This is a genomic window from Ruegeria sp. AF7 (genome assembly GCF_056541885.1).
The window spans coordinates 283,681-299,666 of sequence record NZ_JBQFYX010000001.1 but is presented as its reverse complement, the minus strand read 5'-3'; the positions used below and the strand labels follow the sequence as shown (position 1 = coordinate 299,666).

Sequence of the window (15,986 nt, the reverse complement as noted above, 5' to 3'; positions counted from 1 at the left end):
TTTCCGACTTCGCGCCTCAGGATCAACACCCCGGCCACCTAGTTGCGCGCGCATATCACAGCACGCGCTTTTAGATTGAAAAGGTGGCTTTTCCTCATCCGCAGCGCCGCCTATACAGTGCCGCGCAACACAAACCCCGAGGGCACGATATGACCTACCACCCCAAATCGGATTTCATCGCCACGATGATCGAGCGCGGCTTCCTCGCCGACTGCACCGATTATCAGGGCCTTGACGACGCGCTGATCAGTGGGTGCAAGCCGGCCTATATCGGCTTTGATGCAACGGCCAAGTCGTTGCATGTGGGCAGCCTGATCCAGATCATGATGTTGCGCTGGTTTCAGAAGACCGGCCACCAGCCGATCACCCTTATGGGTGGCGGCACCACCAAGGTGGGTGACCCTTCGTTCCGCGCGGATGAACGCCCCCTGCTGGGACCCGAACAGATCGACGAAAACATCGCGGGCATCAAGAAAGTGTTCGCGGCCTATATCGATTACGACACTGACGCCGAAAACAAGGCACTGATGTTGAACAATGCCGAATGGCTGGATGATCTGAACTACCTCGATTTCCTGCGCGACATCGGGCGGCATTTCTCGGTCAACCGGATGCTCAGCTTTGAATCGGTGAAATCCCGGCTGGATCGCGAGCAATCGCTGTCGTTTCTCGAGTTCAACTACATGATCCTGCAAGCCTATGACTTTCTGGAGCTGAACCGTCGCTATGGCTGTGTTCTGCAAATGGGCGGCAGCGACCAGTGGGGCAACATTGTTAACGGTATCGACCTGACCCGCCGGGTGCTGGATCACGAAATCTACGGCCTGACCTCTCCCCTGCTGACCACCAGCGACGGTAAGAAGATGGGTAAATCGCAGGATGGCGCGGTCTGGCTGAACGCCGAGATGCGCTCACCCTATGAATTCTGGCAGTTCTGGCGCAACACCACCGATGCGGATGTCGGGCGGTTCCTGAAGCTCTATACCGAATTGCCCGTGGATGAATGTGACCGTCTTGGCGCGCTTGCCGGGTCCGAGATCAATGAGGCCAAAATCCGCCTCGCCAATGAGGTGACAGCCCTTCTCCACGGGGCGCAAGCTGCGGCAACGGCCGAAGCCACAGCCCGTGAAGTGTTCGAAAAAGGTGGCGTTGGAGACGATCTGCCCACCCTGACCCTCAGCGCGGATGAACTGGGCGACGGCATGTCCATCGTGCAGATCATTGTCAAATCAGGCCTCGCCAAATCCGGCAAAGAGGCCAAGCGCCTGATTGCTGAAAACGGGGCCAAACTGGACGACGCTCCGCTGACGGATGCAGGTTTGATGATCGACGCGGGCGCATTGTCATCCCCGATCAAGCTGAGTGCAGGCAAGAAACGCCACGCATTGGTGCAACTGGGCTGACGCCCCTTTCACCTTTGATTGCAAAGCAGGAAACGGCCACCCGATTGGGTGGCCGTATCTATTTTGGAATGGGCAAGGCTACTGACGTCCCTTTCCGCGACCGGGCCGGTCGCTTTCGCCCTCGTCGTCATTGGCGTTGTTTCCGCGACCCGGACTGCTGCCCTCGCCGCCGTTGCCGCCGCCATTGTTACCCTTATCGCCACCTTTGCCGCCGCCGTTATGGCCCTTTCCGCCGCCGTTATTGCCTTTGCCACCGCCGGGTTCACCGTCGCCACCACCGGGTTCCCCGCCACCGCCGCCGGGCTCTCCACCGCCACCGCTAGGTTCTCCACCGCCACCGCCGGGCTCTCCGTCACCGCCGCCGGGCTGTCCACCGCCACCACCGGGTTCTTGGCCGCCGTTGTCAGGTTCTCCGCCACCACCGAGGCCGTCTGGACCAGCCGCGTTCGCAAATCCCGCCCCGCCGGGTTCTGAACCGCGACTTTCACCCCGATTCTCTGCCAGACCGGACAAGCTTGCCGTTGGCACATCTGTCAGCAAAGCGGCCAGGCCCGGGCATTGCGCCCCGGTAACGCGCAGCGTTGTCTCAAAATCCGGTCGCTTCTGAAGTCTGTCCAGAAAGCTCGGGGTCACCTGAACACAATCGCAAAGACCGGCATAGTCGCCTGCATTCGCGAAATTTCGGGCCGTTTTCCAGTTACACGTTTCCGGCGCTGCAACAGCACTGCCGGCAACCACAATCCCAAAGACAGGTGCAGCCAGAACAGCGCCCAGTGTTTGTTTCATACCATTTACCATATCGGAACCTCCTGACGAAAAAACACGCAATGGCTGTGATTACTTCGTTCACGAACAGGCGCGTTTTCGTGAAGCGCGGATTAAGATGCCTTAAAGATGCGTATTGACCCGGCGGCGGTCAGTCCGCCCCGCCCCTTTTGGCGTTCAGGCTCAAAGATGTGGACACCGCCCCTGCAAAGCAGTTATTGAACAGTTGTTCATATCCCAGGGAGGAGCTCCGATGCACTTGTCCACCACAGCCGCTCTTGTCACCGGCGGCGCATCCGGTCTGGGCGAAGCCACCGCCCGTCACTTTGCCGCGCAGGGCGCGCAAGTCACTATTCTGGACCGTGACGCGGACCGTGGCGCTCAAGTCGCCTCCGAAATCGGCGGATATTTTGCGCTGACGGATGTAACCGACGAAACCTCGGTCGCTGCTGCCGTGCGCCACGGCATGGACAAGATGGGCAAGATCACCGCGACTGTGAACTGCGCGGGTATCGCTTATGGAATCAAGACAGTCGGCAAGGATGGGCCCCACCCGCTGGACGCGTTCCAGCGTACGATCGACATCAATCTTGTCGGCACATTCAACGTCTCAAGGCTGGCCGCTGCCGAGATGGCAAAGAACGAACCCGAACCGGACGGGGCGCGCGGTGTGATCATCAACACTGCATCTATTGCCGCATTCGACGGCCAAAAGGGACAGGCGGCATACGCTGCATCGAAAGGCGGGGTTGTTGGCATGACCCTGCCAATGGCCCGTGATCTGGCCTCGACCGGGATTCGCGTCATGACCATCGCGCCGGGTATCTTTATGACCCCGATGCTGGCGGGCCTTCCCGAAGACGTGCAGAAACAACTGGCCGCCGACGTCCCGAACCCGGCCCGCCTGGGCGACCCTAAGGAATACGGGCGGCTGGCCGGTTTCATCGTTGAAATGGGCTACCTGAACGGCGAGGTCATCCGCATCGACGGCGCTCTGCGGATGCGATAAGACAGCTCTATGTTGGAGCGCCAGAAAATGCAGTCCGGGCAGTGGTATTGCTGTCTCGATCCTGAGTTGGACGATCTGCGCGCGCGGGCACGACGGGCTGTTCACGCTCACAACACCTGTCCGCCCGACACACGCGGCGCGATGGCCCCGGAACTACACGCGCTGCTGGGACATGTCGGCGAGGACTGTTTTCTCGAAGCCCCTTTTCACTGCGCGTATGGAATGAACATCCATCTGGGCAGCCGGGTTTTCTTCAATGCCGGATGCGTGGTTCTGGACACGGCCCTCGTTCGGGTCGGCGACGACACGATGTTTGGCCCCAATGTTCAGATTTACTGCGCTCATCATGCCAAAGACCCGGCTGATCGGGCACAAGGGTTGGAAATCGGCCTGCCCGTCACCATCGGCAGGCAGGTTTGGGTTGGCGGCGGAGCGATCCTGTTGCCCGGCATTACCATAGGCGACTACGCCACAATCGGCGCAGGCAGCGTCGTCACCAAAGACGTCCCCGCCAGAGAAACCGTGGCAGGTAATCCGGCAAAACGTCTGGCGCGCTAAGCGCTTTCAGCCTTCTCTTCGAGCGTCAGCCATTCCTCTTCAGCGGCCGAGAGTTTCTCCTGCCGCTCAACCAGCGCCTCGGTCGCTTTTTGGAACTTCACCGGTTCGCGCGTGAACAGCCCGGGGTCGGACATCAGCTCTTCCAGCTTGGCAATCTCGGCCTCAAGGCGCGCGATCTCGGCAGGCAGTTTCTCCAGCCGGTGCTTTTCCGAGAAGGATAGGCCGGATTTCGGCTTTTCTTCCTGCTTGATCTTTGGCTTTGAAGCTTTTGCTTTTTCTACGCTTTTTTGGATCACGTCGCCACGCTGCGCGATGTAATCCGACCAGCCGCCAGCATAGACTGCCGCCCGTCCGTTCCCCTCCATCGCGATGGTGGTTGTCGCCACGCGGTCCAGAAAATCCCGGTCATGGCTCACCAGCAGAACGGTGCCGTCATAATCATCCAAAAGCTCTTGCAGCAGGTCCAGCGTCTCGACATCCAGATCGTTGGTCGGTTCGTCCAGCACCAGAAGGTTCGAGGGTTTCGCCATCAGTTTGGCCAGTAACAACCGGGCTTTTTCCCCACCCGACAGGGATTTGACGGCTGCTCGGGCCTGCCGTTCGTCAAACAGAAATTCCTTGAGATACCCTACAACATGTTTGGGCTGCCCGCCCACCATTACCTGATCGGCCTTGCCCGACACCCGCATTTCCGGATCGCCGGTCAGACTGTCCCACAGGCTCATCTCGGGGTCCAGTTGGGCACGGGTCTGATCGAACACCGCGATTTCAAGGTTCGTCCCCAAGGAAACCGAGCCCTCGTCCGACTCCACCTGCCCCAGCAGCATCTTCAGCAACGTTGTTTTGCCAACACCGTTCGGCCCGACAAAGGCCACTCGGTCACCGCGTTGTACCAGCAGATCAAAGTTCCGAACGATCTGAGTGGTATCAAACGCTTTGGCCAACCCCTTGGCCTCGATCACTTTTCGGCCTGATTTTGGCCCGGCCTCCAGTGCCATTGCAGCCGAACCCGGACGTTTGATCTGCGCCGCCTTTTCGGCTCGCAACGCCTGCAAGGCCCGCACCCGGCCTTGATTACGTTTGCGTCGGGCGCTAATGCCCTCAACCGCCCATTTCGCTTCGGACTTAATCAGGCGGTTCAGCTTGTGGCGTTGCTGGTCCTCTTCCTCCCAGACCTTGTCCCGCCAGGCCTCAAAGGCTTCAAAGCCCTGCTCCTGTCGCCGAACAGCCCCCCGGTCAATCCAAAGTGTTGCCCGCGTCAGCGCCCTTAGAAAGGCCCGGTCATGCGAGATCAGCACAAAGGCCGCTCGGGTCGCGCCAAGTTCGCGTTCCAGCCACGCGATGGCTTCGATATCCAGATGGTTGGTCGGCTCGTCCAACAACATCAGATCCGGTGCTTCGGCCATCAGCTTGGCCAGCGCAGCCCGCCGCCTCTCTCCGCCCGAAGCCGTCTCAACCGCCCGTGAAGGATCGAACTTCAACCCTTCACCGGCCCGTTCAACCTTGTAAAGTTCTCCCGGCTCCAACCCGCTGGAGGCGTAATCCCCCAACGTGGCAAAGCCCTCCATCGTCGGATCTTGCTCCATATAGCCAACGGATTTTCCGGGCGGCACGACAATCTCGCCCCGATCAGCCTCGACCAGACCGGCCATCACTTTCATCAGCGTGGATTTTCCGGACCCGTTTCGCCCCACCAGCGCAACACGATCACCGGGCTGAACCACCAGATCCAGTTCGGAAAACACCGGGTCACCCCCGAAAGTCAGGGAAATGCCGGACATCTGCAACAAAGGAATTCTCGCCATGTGCGCCAGCTAAACCGGCTGACACATTGCGTCAACGCCCCGTCTTCACCTTTTGAAAAATACTCAATCTACCCGGCCACCGCCCGCAACAGACGTTTGCGTGCCGGGGGGATCGCACCGATTTCCACCCCTGTAAAAACGTGCAGCGTGTTCATGTGGCGATCCACCACCGCATGATCGCTGACCCAACCGCCCATCATCAGGTAGGTCCGCAACAAGGGTGGCATCCGCAGCATTGCCTTTTTCACATCCGGTCTGCGCCGCAGACGCGCGGCAAAACGAAACACATCCGGAGCCTTCACGCGCGGCAACCAACGTTTCGGGCCCAGATGGCGATATTTGAGCATCGCAAACGCATCCAGATACTGCTCAGTTTCGGTACCGGCAAAAGAGGAACATCCAAACAGCATCTCGACGTTGTTCCGGTCAACGTAGGCCGTCATTGCCCCCCAGGCGACACGCAGGATGTCGGGGTCGCTGTGATTGGGGTGGATACAAAATCGTCCCATTTCGACCATCCGACCTTCGAAGCCTTCGAGCGAGGTCAGGTCGTAGAACTGTGACGAATAGCTTCGCTTGATCTCGCCGCCACTTTCCATGGTCAGCATCCGAAAGCAGCAGACCAGCCGTTCTGCCGAGCGCGTATCCTCGATCAGGATATGGCTACAGCGTGCATCAAACTCGTCGCAGTCCGGTTGCTCTGTGCCAAAAGCCAGCGTCCGCAATGCCTGAGCTGTTCTGATATCCTCGGGCGATTGCGCCAATCTGGCGCGATAGCGCCCCTTGCTTAACAAAACTGCCGTTGCCACGGTCGCGTCCTCCACGGTTGCCGACCCTCAGGCGTCGGTACGACACCGTTAGCACAAGACATGTGACTGCCCTGTGACCACCGCAAGGTTTTGGCGCAAATTAGTTAGCGCCCGGAATGTTGGCCGGGTTGAAGTTGCCGATATTGCCCAGCAGCTGACGCAGGAAGCCTTTGTCCTGAACGTTGGAATCGGTAACGCGGCGCTCCAGAGCAATCACATTCCCGTCCTCTAGACCAAAGCGCTCGATATTTCTGACGACACCGCGCTGATCAAAACTGATGGCAACCAGCTCGCGCGATACCACCTCGGGCCGTTTCGGACCGTAGTGACGCACGCGAGAGCGGACATAGTAATAGCCCGAATCCCGAACCACGCCGGATGCGCCCGGCGCGCCGATGGCCTCTTGCACGCTGTCACGCGTGTCTACGCCAACTTTGATTTCCGCCAGTTCCTCGGCCGGTGGCACATAGCCGTGATTCTTGAAGACAGCCGTACAAGCCCCGGTCGCAGCCAGAAAGGCAACAAACACAAGCGATTTCGCAGCTGGTTTCAACTGGTTCACTACCTTCAACATCTGCACCCTCTTGCCTTGGCCTTCTTCGGCTTCTATCCGATTACATAAACCGCTGCCACGGTTCAACACATAGAAAGGCTCACGAATGAGCAACGCGACATCATTTCGGGTGTCTGACCTGCCGCAGAACGCCCCGACACCGTTCAATCTGCGCCCCGCAACCACCGCGCTTGAACAGATCAGGCAAGAGCTTGGGCTGCTGGGGCTGCGCAAGCTCAGCTTTTCGGGCGACGTGCGGGCACAAGGCAAACGGGACTGGGTATTGAACGGCAAACTCGGTGCAACTGTCATCCAACCTTGCGTGGTAACGCTGGAACCGGTGACGACAAGGATCGACATTCCGGTGCACCGGACATTTCTTGCGGATTGGGCAGACCCTGATGATCCAGAGTTCGAGATCCCGGAAGAAGACGAATCTGAACCTTTGGGGCCTGAAATTGATCCGGCCCTAGTCATGATCGAGGCCCTGTCTCTGGCTCTGCCACAATATCCGCGGAAAGACGGCGCAGAACTGGGTCAGGCTGCCTATACAGAACCGGGCAAACAGGCGATGACGGATGACGATGCCAAACCCTTTGCAGGATTGGCAGGATTGCGCGATGTGCTAAAAAAAGACGAGTGACAGGTGCCAGTTTTCCTGTCATAGCAGGCGGTCAGAAAAATCGCTTGAACATGCCGAGAATCGCAGTATTTTCGCGCGCTCATCGGATTTTGGGTTGGACATTGCGGGGCTCGTCGCCTAAACGCGCGTCAAACCACGATAAACGAACTACGAAACCCGGGTCGGCAGCGAATCTGCGGCCCCCAGTCAGACAAAGGTTGAGACCATGGCCGTCCAACAGAACAAAGTTTCCAAGTCGCGTCGCAACAACCGCCGCGCACACGACGCTCTGGTTGCTGCAAACCCGAACGAATGCCCGAACTGCGGCGAACTGAAACGCCCGCACCACGTTTGTGCATCTTGCGGCCACTATGACGATCGCGAAGTCGTCGCACAGGCCGACGAAATCGATCTGGACGAAGACGCAGCCTAAGCCTGATCGAGCGCAGACCAAGGCATGAACGATCAGCCCACGCACGCCGGACGGATCACCATCTCGGTTGACGCAATGGGAGGGGATGCAGGTCCCGCTGTCGTCGTTGCAGGTCTGGCGAAATCGGCTGGCAAGAACCCGAATATCGGGTTCCTGCTGCATGGGCCCGAACAGGTATTGCGCAAGCTGGTTGCCAAACGACGTGTCCTTGAAGGGCGCGTCGTTTTTCGTGATTGCCCCGACGTTGTCACGATGGAGGACAAGCCCAGCCAGGTTGTGCGCAACGGCAAGCAGACCTCGATGTGGTCCGCGCTGGAAGCGGTTCGCCAGGGCGAAGCCCATGGCGCGGTATCCTGCGGGAACACTGGCGCCCTGATGGCCCTGTCGATGATGCGGCTGCGCAAATTACCGGGTGTCAACCGCCCCGCAATCGCGATCCTGTGGCCTTCGCGCAACCCGCAGGGGTTCAATGTGATGCTGGACGTGGGCGCCGATGTGCGCGCCGACGCCAAGGACTTGCTGCAATTCGCCCTGATGGGCGCGTCTTATGCGCGCAACGGCATGGCCCTGAACCGACCCCGGATCGGGCTGCTGAACGTTGGCACAGAAGAGCATAAAGGCCGCGCGGAACTGAAAGAAGCACACGCCTTGATCTCGGATTTCGCGGAACAGGCGAATTTCGAATTTGTTGGCTTTGTCGAAGGCAGCGACATTCCCGGTGACAAGGCAGATGTCATTGTTACCGATGGGTTTACCGGCAATGTCGCGATCAAAACAGGCGAAGGTACCGCCAGCCTGATCGGAGATCTTCTGCGTGAGGCGTTCAAATACTCTCCGTTGTCCCGATTGGCTTCGGTCCTGGCTATCACGTCGCTACAGCGCCTGAAAAAGCGTATTGATCCGCGGCGCGTGAACGGTGGCGTGTTTCTGGGTCTGAACGGGACAGTTATTAAATCCCATGGCGGGGCAGATGCGACCGGAGTGTCGGCGGCGATCAAACTGGCCTTTACCCTGGCACAGTCCGGCTTTGCCGAAAAATTAGCTGCGCGGGTTGCATCCACGGCCCAGCTTGCACAAGATGCCGCGCAAGCTGCGCCGCAGACCGATAAATAACAAAAAAGGCAGTACCTCAAAAATGGCAGGCCGTTCAGTTGTAGTAGGTGTCGGGCATTATTTGCCGGAACGTATTGTTCCAAATTCCGAGTTCGAGAAAACGCTGGACACGACGGATGAGTGGATCAGAACCCGGTCGGGGATCGAACGCCGTCACTTTGCCGCCGATGACGAAACGACGTCGGACCTGGCCACCAAAGCTGCCGAGGCTGCGCTGGCCGATGCGGGCCTGACAGCGGATGATATCGACGCGATTGTCCTGGCGACCTCGACCGCGGACCTGACCTTTCCTTCTGCCGCGACCATGGTTCAGGCCCGGCTGGGCATGACCAGGGGGTTTGCTTTCGACGTACAGGCTGTCTGCGCGGGATTCGTTTTCGCGCTCAGCAACGCAAATGCGTTGATCCTGTCCGGCCAAGCCAAACGCGTGCTGGTCATTGGTGCCGAAACCTTTTCCCGGATTATGGACTGGACCGACCGCTCGACCTGCGTTTTGTTCGGGGATGGCGCCGGCGCATTGGTACTCGAAGCGCAGGACGGCGAAGGCACCGCTGCGGATCGCGGCATACTCGCAACCGACCTGAACTCGGATGGGCGCTACAAGGACCTGCTTTATGTCGATGGGGGTGTTTCGACCCAATCCACCGGGCATCTGCGAATGCAGGGCAATCAGGTCTTCCGACATGCCGTTGAAAAGCTTACCAAAACCGCTGAGACAGCCCTGGGCCGCGCGGGGCTGAGCAGCGCTGACGTAGACTGGATTGTTCCTCATCAGGCAAATATTCGCATCATTCAGGGCACGGCCAAAAAGATGGGCCTGCCAATGGAAAACGTAGTTGTGACCGTTCAGGATCACGGCAACACCTCGGCTGCATCCATCCCATTGGCATTGTCGGTTGGTAAACAACGCGGGCAGATCAAACCCGGCGACCTGATCGTGACCGAAGCGATTGGCGGCGGTCTGGCTTGGGGCGCGGTGGTTCTGCGCTGGTAACCGGCGCAATCCAGCTTACACAGCTGCTTGCAATTCATTGATATTGACAGCGAATTTGCCATACCCATATGCTTTGACAGCAACAGGGGAAATGACATGGGCGACAATACACTGACTCGAATGGATCTGAGCGAGGCCGTCTTTCGCGAAGTCGGGCTTTCACGTAACGAAAGTGCGCAGCTGGTCGAAAGCGTTCTGAACCACATGTCCGACGCTCTGGTGCGCGGTGAGCAGGTGAAAATTTCGTCCTTCGGTACATTCAGTGTTCGCGACAAGACCGCGCGAGTCGGTCGCAACCCCAAAACCGGCGAAGAAGTTCCGATACAGCCCCGCCGCGTACTGACCTTTCGCCCGTCGCATCTTATGAAAGATCGCGTCGCCGTCGGGAATCGCAAGTAACCCAGGGTCACGCGGATATGAGCAAGTCTCCCGACGCGTTTCGCACGATCAGTGAAGTAGCGGATTGGCTTGGGGTTCAGGCCCATGTTTTGCGATTCTGGGAAAGCAGGTTCGCTCAGGTCAAACCGGTCAAACGCGCGGGCGGGCGCCGGTATTATCGCCCGAATGACATGCGTCTTTTGGGGGGCATAAAGAAACTGCTTCACGAAGACGGGACCACAATCAAGGGCGTACAGCGAATCCTGCGCGAGCAAGGCGTCGCACATGTCGCAGCACTGTCTCCGCCTCTGGACGAACCGGGTCCTGCCCTGATTGAACCCGTTCAAGGTACTGTGGTGCCGTTCGAACCCAAACCCGCTGCCGCCACCGAACAAATCCCTATGGATCTGGACGGACCGTCCGAGCAGCCGGCGAATGAATGCATGCAGGCCGACGCACGTCCCACGGCTGTGTCAGTACAAGAACCAGACCTGAACACAGCGCCCCTGATAGGCGGAATTGCTTCGCTGGCGTGGAAGCGTGCCGAGTTTGACGACGAACTTCTGCGCCAGATTGCACCGATTGCAAAAGACCTGCGCCGCTGGCTGGATCGGGTCGAAACACAGGCGACGGGTTAGGAAAAAAGGCAGTGTTTTCCTCTTGCCCCTGCCGGGAAAATCTTTATGAACGGCCCAACGTCGGGCTATGGCGCAGCCTGGTAGCGCGTCCGTCTGGGGGACGGAAGGTCGCAGGTTCGAGTCCTGCTAGCCCGACCAAATCACACCGACGTTTATGGCACAAAGGCCAGATCCCGCTCTGGCACATGAGGGGATCGAGATGACAGGTGTTTGCGCGAACCAGCAAATCGAAGCAATGATCGCGCGCGGAGAGATCGCCGCCAACCCCGATGTCCTGTCAGCGCAAATTCAACCGGCCAGCCTTGATTTGCGTTTGGGAACAGTGGCCTACCGCGTTCGTGCCTCATTCCTCGCGGGCGAAGGACAGACCGTTACGGATCGCTTGGCCGAGTTCGAGATGCACCGCATCGACATCTCGGACGGCGCTGTTCTGGAAAAGGGCTGCGTCTATCTGGTGCCTCTGATGGAATCGCTTGCCCTGCCCCGCGATATAACCGCCGTCGCCAATGCCAAAAGCTCGACCGGGCGGCTTGACCTTCTGACCCGTACCATCACCGATGGTGGCACCGAGTTCGATCGCGTGCCCGCAGGCTACAAAGGCCCGCTGTATGCCGAGATCTGTCCACGTTCGTTTTCGGTTCTGGTCCGACCCGGTATGCGTCTGAACCAGATCCGTTTCCGTCAAGGTCAGGCCGTCTTGTCTGACGCGGAACTGACCGCCCTGCACGCCGAATCGCCGTTAGTAGACGGCCCTGCTGTAATTCAGGACGGTCTTGGCTTTTCGGTCGATCTGCAACTGCCCGATACCGATCTGGTCGGCTATCGCGCCAAGCCCCATACCGGGGTAATCGATCTGGACCGAATTGGCGAATACGACCCCCAGGACTATTGGGAGGAAGTGCGCACCAAGGACGGTCGCATCATACTTGACCCCGGTGCATTCTATATCCTTGTCAGCCGCGAGGCGGTCCATATCCCGCCGATGTATGCCGCCGAAATGGCACCTTATCTGGCGATGGTTGGTGAATTCCGGGTGCATTATGCCGGATTCTTCGATCCCGGCTTTGGCCATGCAGCCGCCGGGGGGGCCGGATCGCGTGGCGTGCTTGAGGTGCGATGCCACGAAGCGCCTTTCGTGCTGGAGCACGGACAGGTGGTCGGGCGTCTTGTCTATGAAAAAATGGCCGAGATGCCCACGCAGCTATATGGTGCCGGGATTGCATCGAACTATCAGGGGCAAGGCCTGAAACTGTCCAAGCACTTCAAAGCGGTTGGCTAATCCTCAGAATTTCTTGCAACGGTGCTTGTGCTAGATAACCCGCGTTGCCTGTCGCAGGTTCTGCGCCTGACCTGTAGTGACCTGTCAGGATTTTTACTCCTCAAACAGTTCCGACTGGTCTTCGTCCACTTCGTCTTCACGCGCCTCGCCCAACGGGATCGCCCCCGGCGGAGGTCGGTTTTCCAACAAACCCGCAGCCCTTAGCTCCTTGAGACCCGGCAGGTCGCGGGCGTTCTCCAGACCAAAATGATCCAGAAACTCGGACGTCACCACAAATGTCACAGGACGACCCGGTGTCATACGGCGACGGCCCAACCTGATCCACTCCATCTCAAGCAACTGGTCAATCGTCCCGCGAGAAACTGACACACCGCGAATTTCCTCAATCTCGGCGCGGGTGCAGGGCTGGTGATACGCGACGATGGCCAATGTCTCGATCGCGGCCCGGCTGAGTTTACGGGACTCGACCGTTTCCTTCTGCATCAGAAAGCCCAGATCGGGGGCTGTGCGAATCGCCCATGCCTCCCCCACGCGCACCACGCGCACGCCGCGCCCTTCGTAACGTCTCTGAAGCAATTCAACGGCTTGCGCGGCGTCGCTTCCATGCGGCATCCGCGCCTCAAGATCGGCAATCGTCACCGGATCGGCACTGGCAAACAACACAGCCTCGACCATACGCTCCTGTTCCGCCAGGGGTGGCGCCTCGAACAGGGTACCGGTTTCTTCTGGGGCATCAGTCACGTGTCTGTGTCCTTTTGCGCAAATGGATCGGCGCGAATGTCTCGCTCTGCTTGATCTCCATATGTCCTTCTTTCACCAGTTCCAGCGAGGCCGCAAAGGTCGCAGCCGTCGCCGACCTGCGGCGCACCGGGTCAGTATCCCAACCATCGGGCAGATAGGTTTCCATATCGGTCCACGTCCCCGCAAAACCGATCAGCGGGCGCATCCGCTCCAGTGCCTGCTCCATCGTGAACACCGCATCGCGGTCCATCACAAAGGGGCGGAATTCGTCACGGGTGCGGATACGGGCATAACCCTGCATCAGGTCCAGCAGCGTGGCGGAATAAGTCACGGTGCGAATGCGGGTGACGTCCTCGCCCTGCCCGCGCTTGAAAAAATCACGACCCAGTTGGTCGCGGGCCATCAGCCGTGCAGCGACGTCGCGCATCGCCTGCAGGCGTTCAAGTTGAAACGCCAGATGCGCGGCCAGTTCTTCACCCGATGGTCCTTCGTCATCGGGGTCTGGCGGCAGCAGTAAACGGGACTTAAGAAAGGCCAGCCACGCCGCCATGACCAGATAATCGGCGGCCAGTTCAATGCGCAGCGCACGCGCCTTTTCAACAAAGGCCAGATATTGCTGCGCCAGCGCAAGAACCGAGATCTTGCGCAGATCCACTTTTTGCGTGCGTGAAAGGGTCAACAAAACATCCAACGGGCCTTCGAACCCGTCGACATCAACAATCAGCGCTTCGGCCGCAAGACGATCCGCGACCGAGACAGGGTCTTCGCCAAAAAGATTATCGTTCATATACCTGCCCGCCCATTAGGGCAGATAGTTCCGCTTCGGCGGCTTGGATGTCAAGTTCCCGCGGGCGTTTGCGCATCGCCAGCGCCCGTTCTGCGCGGGCTTGTGCCACATCCGACATCTCACCGGCAGTTTCCAACACAGCGGCACGTTCAGAAAAACTGCCATTGCAATGCAGGACCACATCACAGCCCGCCTGCAAAGATTGCCGTGTGAGGTCCGTCAACGCCCCACTGAGCGCTCTCATCGAAATATCGTCGGTCATGATCAGCCCGCCAAAGCCGATATTGTCTCGGATCAGGCCCATCATGGCCGCAGAAATAGTGGCTGGCCGGGGATCGATCTGATCGAAGACCAGATGTGCTGTCATCCCCATCGGCAGGTCATTCAAGGCGCGGAACGGCGCGAAATCGCTGTATTCCAACTCTTCCAGCGGCAAATCAACGTGCGGAAGGTCATGGTGACTGTCCAGAGTGGCACGGCCATGGCCGGGAATGTGCTTGAGAACCGGAAGTACACCCCCATCCAGATGACCCTGTGCCACGGCCCTGCCGATCCTGGAAATCTGCTCAGGATCAAAGGCATAACAGCGGTTTTTCAAAAACGCGTGGGTCTCGGGCCGCGCCACATCGACCATGGGGGCACAGTTGCTGTCGATACCCAGACCAAACAGCTCATCCGCAATCAGGCGGTACCTGAGGTACATGGCGCGTTCCGCTTGATCACCCGCCCTGATCACATGATCCAGCGGCGGCAGCCATTCGCGGGCCAAGGGTGCGCGCAAACGCTGCACGCGCCCACCTTCCTGATCGATGGTAATGGGGCAGTTGCGCCCAACGGCCTCGCGGAAATCATCACACAAGGCCCGCACCTGATCGGCGCTTTCAATATTGCGGGAGAACAGGATAAACCCAAACGGGTTCATCTGGCGAAACAGGTCTCTTTCCTCCTGCGTCAGGCGCAGTCCTTCAGCATCTGTGATCGCTGCTCCGAACTTCACCTCACGGCCACCGGGATACAATCAGCGCCTTGCGCGACCAGAGCAGCGCAGAACTGGCGCGAGTCGCTCAGGTCTTCGAACCCCAGAACACGAAGGCGGTAGAAGGTCCGTCCACCGCTTGAAGTTTTCTGGATAACCCGCTGTTTTCCCGACAAATAATCACCAAATTGACCATTCAAACGGTCCCACTCGGCCTGTGCCACTTGCGTGCTGTCATAAGCTCCAAGCTGCGCCAGCCGGGTTCCCTTGGCCAGTGTATCCGGATCAACATCCACCCCGACCGCGGCTTTCACCGCTGCATTGATGGCGTCTTCGGAAGTCTCACTGGGCGCGACCTGACTGCGGGTGGACCGTGCCGGACGCGTCACAGGGCGCAATGATCGGCGCACGCCCGGCAACTCGGCGAAGCTCGGGTCCGGCAAGGCCGCAGCAAAATCTGCTGGGTCAATGGCGGGTTCTTCATCGGGGGTGGTCAGCGATGCCAGTTGCACACCGTCTTCGAACTCTTGCTGCGTTTCTGCTGCCGCACCCGCCAATTCCGCAACCAGCGCATCTACTGCGTTCTGGCGCAGGCGCGCGGCCTCCTGCGTGGTGATAGGTTCTTCGACCACATGCAGCGCAGGGGTCGGCTTCAGTTCTCCGGCGGGCAGATCTTCGTCCGTCAAGGACACCGGGCGCGGTGCAAGGATCAACCGGTCGGCCGGCGCCGCAGCGCTGCCTTCGGCGGCGACGGCATTCACGGCAAAGCCCTGATGATCGGCGGGTGTTCCACCCGGATTTTCCGGCTGTACACGCATCGGCCCTTCGGCGGCGCGAACAACCGGCACGCCACTGACATCGCGCATGATCAGTTGATAGCCCCAGACCCCGACACCGGCGACCAGCGCCAAGGATGCAACAGCCCCCAGAAAATTGACTGCCCTGCCCAGACCAAACGAGCCACGCGGCGCGTCATCTTCCTGCATGTCTTCGGGAAAATCATACACATCATCAGAATGCGCTTGATTCGGGTAATGAATCTGCCCGGGGCTTTGGTGCCCCGAGTAATCGTAACTCGCCATGTCCGCCTCACTGCCCGTTTCGCGCCTGAAAATAAGGCCCG

At 59.2% G+C, this 15,986-nt stretch carries 18 protein-coding genes and 1 tRNA gene; 11 read left to right on the top strand and 8 right to left on the bottom strand.

Going from position 1 to position 15,986, the window contains the following annotated elements; translation table 11 throughout:
- Positions 1-149 precede the first annotated feature (149 nt).
- Entirely contained in the window at positions 150-1,403 is a 1,254-nt protein-coding gene (gene tyrS / locus ACR0AP_RS01520) for a tyrosine--tRNA ligase (protein WP_267363943.1), read from the top strand.
- A 78-nt stretch (positions 1,404-1,481) separates the two neighbouring features.
- Here tyrS and ACR0AP_RS01515 read toward each other — a convergent pair whose 3' ends face one another.
- Positions 1,482-2,189, bottom strand: a complete 708-nt coding sequence (locus ACR0AP_RS01515; protein WP_480504859.1) for a hypothetical protein — start codon at positions 2,187-2,189, stop codon at positions 1,482-1,484.
- 232 nt (positions 2,190-2,421) lie between these two features.
- Here ACR0AP_RS01515 and ACR0AP_RS01510 point away from each other — a divergent pair, with 232 nt between their 5' ends.
- Together ACR0AP_RS01510 and ACR0AP_RS01505 are read left to right on the top strand one after the other, a co-directional pair.
- On the top strand, positions 2,422-3,177 hold the full coding sequence (locus ACR0AP_RS01510; protein ID WP_267363947.1) for a 3-hydroxyacyl-CoA dehydrogenase: 756 nt from the start codon (positions 2,422-2,424) through the stop codon (positions 3,175-3,177).
- A 27-nt stretch (positions 3,178-3,204) separates the two neighbouring features.
- Positions 3,205-3,735, top strand: coding sequence for a sugar O-acetyltransferase (locus tag ACR0AP_RS01505; protein ID WP_480504857.1), 531 nt, complete (start codon positions 3,205-3,207; stop codon positions 3,733-3,735).
- Here ACR0AP_RS01505 and ACR0AP_RS01500 read toward each other — a convergent pair.
- The 3 genes from ACR0AP_RS01500 to ACR0AP_RS01490 all read right to left on the bottom strand — a co-directional run bounded on the left by ACR0AP_RS01500 (position 3,732) and on the right by ACR0AP_RS01490 (position 6,923).
- Positions 3,732-5,540 carry an ABC-F family ATP-binding cassette domain-containing protein gene (locus tag ACR0AP_RS01500; RefSeq protein WP_480504855.1) on the bottom strand — a complete coding sequence of 603 codons (1,809 nt, stop codon included), beginning with the start codon at positions 5,538-5,540 and terminating at the stop codon, positions 3,732-3,734. The genes ACR0AP_RS01505 and ACR0AP_RS01500 overlap by 4 nt on opposite strands.
- A gap of 68 nt (positions 5,541-5,608) precedes the next feature.
- On the bottom strand, positions 5,609-6,349 hold the full coding sequence (locus ACR0AP_RS01495; protein WP_480504853.1) for a GNAT family N-acetyltransferase: 741 nt from the start codon (positions 6,347-6,349) through the stop codon (positions 5,609-5,611).
- A gap of 100 nt (positions 6,350-6,449) precedes the next feature.
- Positions 6,450-6,923 carry an outer membrane protein assembly factor BamE gene (locus tag ACR0AP_RS01490; protein ID WP_209596647.1) on the bottom strand — a complete coding sequence of 158 codons (474 nt, stop codon included), beginning with the start codon at positions 6,921-6,923 and terminating at the stop codon, positions 6,450-6,452.
- 85 nt (positions 6,924-7,008) lie between these two features.
- Here ACR0AP_RS01490 and ACR0AP_RS01485 point away from each other — a divergent pair, with 85 nt between their 5' ends.
- From ACR0AP_RS01485 to ACR0AP_RS01450, 8 genes are all read left to right on the top strand, one after another.
- Positions 7,009-7,545: a YceD family protein gene (locus ACR0AP_RS01485; protein ID WP_480504851.1), complete on the top strand. Its 537-nt coding sequence runs from the start codon at positions 7,009-7,011 to the stop codon at positions 7,543-7,545.
- A gap of 205 nt (positions 7,546-7,750) precedes the next feature.
- Entirely contained in the window at positions 7,751-7,957 is a 207-nt protein-coding gene (rpmF, locus tag ACR0AP_RS01480; RefSeq protein ID WP_008756996.1) for a 50S ribosomal protein L32, read from the top strand.
- Positions 7,958-7,981: 24 nt separating this feature from the next.
- The gene (plsX, locus tag ACR0AP_RS01475) at positions 7,982-9,070 is read left to right on the top strand and encodes a phosphate acyltransferase PlsX (RefSeq protein ID WP_480480536.1); all 1,089 of its coding nucleotides are present in this window, start codon (positions 7,982-7,984) and stop codon (positions 9,068-9,070) included.
- Positions 9,071-9,092: 22 nt separating this feature from the next.
- Positions 9,093-10,064 carry a beta-ketoacyl-ACP synthase III gene (locus ACR0AP_RS01470; RefSeq protein ID WP_480504849.1) on the top strand — a complete coding sequence of 324 codons (972 nt, stop codon included), beginning with the start codon at positions 9,093-9,095 and terminating at the stop codon, positions 10,062-10,064.
- A gap of 96 nt (positions 10,065-10,160) precedes the next feature.
- The gene (gene ihfA, locus ACR0AP_RS01465; RefSeq protein WP_209503673.1) at positions 10,161-10,463 is read left to right on the top strand and encodes an integration host factor subunit alpha; all 303 of its coding nucleotides are present in this window, start codon (positions 10,161-10,163) and stop codon (positions 10,461-10,463) included.
- A gap of 17 nt (positions 10,464-10,480) precedes the next feature.
- Positions 10,481-11,080: a MerR family transcriptional regulator gene (locus tag ACR0AP_RS01460; protein WP_209503672.1), complete on the top strand. Its 600-nt coding sequence runs from the start codon at positions 10,481-10,483 to the stop codon at positions 11,078-11,080.
- Between the two features lie 61 nt (positions 11,081-11,141).
- Positions 11,142-11,218: transfer RNA gene (locus ACR0AP_RS01455), tRNA-Pro, on the top strand.
- A 61-nt stretch (positions 11,219-11,279) separates the two neighbouring features.
- A complete protein-coding gene (locus tag ACR0AP_RS01450; protein ID WP_480504847.1) occupies positions 11,280-12,359 on the top strand; it encodes a 2'-deoxycytidine 5'-triphosphate deaminase in 1,080 nt (359 codons plus the stop codon).
- Positions 12,360-12,452: 93 nt separating this feature from the next.
- Here ACR0AP_RS01450 and scpB read toward each other — a convergent pair whose 3' ends face one another.
- The 4 genes from scpB to ACR0AP_RS01430 are packed head-to-tail and all read right to left on the bottom strand — an operon-like array spanning position 12,453 to position 15,945.
- Positions 12,453-13,100: an SMC-Scp complex subunit ScpB gene (gene scpB / locus ACR0AP_RS01445; RefSeq protein ID WP_209503670.1), complete on the bottom strand. Its 648-nt coding sequence runs from the start codon at positions 13,098-13,100 to the stop codon at positions 12,453-12,455.
- Entirely contained in the window at positions 13,093-13,887 is a 795-nt protein-coding gene (locus ACR0AP_RS01440; protein ID WP_480504845.1) for a segregation and condensation protein A, read from the bottom strand. Before ACR0AP_RS01440 ends, scpB begins: the two co-directional genes overlap by 8 nt.
- Entirely contained in the window at positions 13,877-14,884 is a 1,008-nt protein-coding gene (nagZ, locus tag ACR0AP_RS01435; RefSeq protein WP_480504843.1) for a beta-N-acetylhexosaminidase, read from the bottom strand. Before nagZ ends, ACR0AP_RS01440 begins: the two co-directional genes overlap by 11 nt.
- The gene (locus ACR0AP_RS01430) at positions 14,881-15,945 is read right to left on the bottom strand and encodes an SPOR domain-containing protein (protein ID WP_480504841.1); all 1,065 of its coding nucleotides are present in this window, start codon (positions 15,943-15,945) and stop codon (positions 14,881-14,883) included. The genes nagZ and ACR0AP_RS01430 overlap by 4 nt, the downstream gene beginning before the upstream one ends.
- Positions 15,946-15,986: the final 41 nt, after the last annotated feature.

What these genes read in the sequence shown, in the direction of transcription:
- ACR0AP_RS01485 (WP_480504851.1), top strand. Translation starts at nt 7,009, where the DNA reads ATGAGCAACGCGACATCATTTCGGGTGTCTGACCTGCCGCAGAACGCC.
- ACR0AP_RS01510 (WP_267363947.1), top strand. Translation starts at nt 2,422, where the DNA reads ATGCACTTGTCCACCACAGCCGCTCTTGTCACCGGCGGCGCATCCGGT.
- ACR0AP_RS01470 (WP_480504849.1), top strand. Translation starts at nt 9,093, where the DNA reads ATGGCAGGCCGTTCAGTTGTAGTAGGTGTCGGGCATTATTTGCCGGAA.
- ACR0AP_RS01500 (WP_480504855.1), bottom strand. Translation starts at nt 5,540, where the DNA reads ATGGCGAGAATTCCTTTGTTGCAGATGTCCGGCATTTCCCTGACTTTC.
- ACR0AP_RS01515 (WP_480504859.1), bottom strand. Translation starts at nt 2,189, where the DNA reads ATGAAACAAACACTGGGCGCTGTTCTGGCTGCACCTGTCTTTGGGATT.
- ACR0AP_RS01490 (WP_209596647.1), bottom strand. Translation starts at nt 6,923, where the DNA reads ATGTTGAAGGTAGTGAACCAGTTGAAACCAGCTGCGAAATCGCTTGTG.
- ACR0AP_RS01450 (WP_480504847.1), top strand. Translation starts at nt 11,280, where the DNA reads ATGACAGGTGTTTGCGCGAACCAGCAAATCGAAGCAATGATCGCGCGC.
- ACR0AP_RS01460 (WP_209503672.1), top strand. Translation starts at nt 10,481, where the DNA reads ATGAGCAAGTCTCCCGACGCGTTTCGCACGATCAGTGAAGTAGCGGAT.
- rpmF (WP_008756996.1), top strand. Translation starts at nt 7,751, where the DNA reads ATGGCCGTCCAACAGAACAAAGTTTCCAAGTCGCGTCGCAACAACCGC.
- ACR0AP_RS01505 (WP_480504857.1), top strand. Translation starts at nt 3,205, where the DNA reads ATGCAGTCCGGGCAGTGGTATTGCTGTCTCGATCCTGAGTTGGACGAT.
- ACR0AP_RS01440 (WP_480504845.1), bottom strand. Translation starts at nt 13,887, where the DNA reads ATGAACGATAATCTTTTTGGCGAAGACCCTGTCTCGGTCGCGGATCGT.
- ACR0AP_RS01430 (WP_480504841.1), bottom strand. Translation starts at nt 15,945, where the DNA reads ATGGCGAGTTACGATTACTCGGGGCACCAAAGCCCCGGGCAGATTCAT.
- ihfA (WP_209503673.1), top strand. Translation starts at nt 10,161, where the DNA reads ATGGGCGACAATACACTGACTCGAATGGATCTGAGCGAGGCCGTCTTT.
- tyrS (WP_267363943.1), top strand. Translation starts at nt 150, where the DNA reads ATGACCTACCACCCCAAATCGGATTTCATCGCCACGATGATCGAGCGC.
- plsX (WP_480480536.1), top strand. Translation starts at nt 7,982, where the DNA reads ATGAACGATCAGCCCACGCACGCCGGACGGATCACCATCTCGGTTGAC.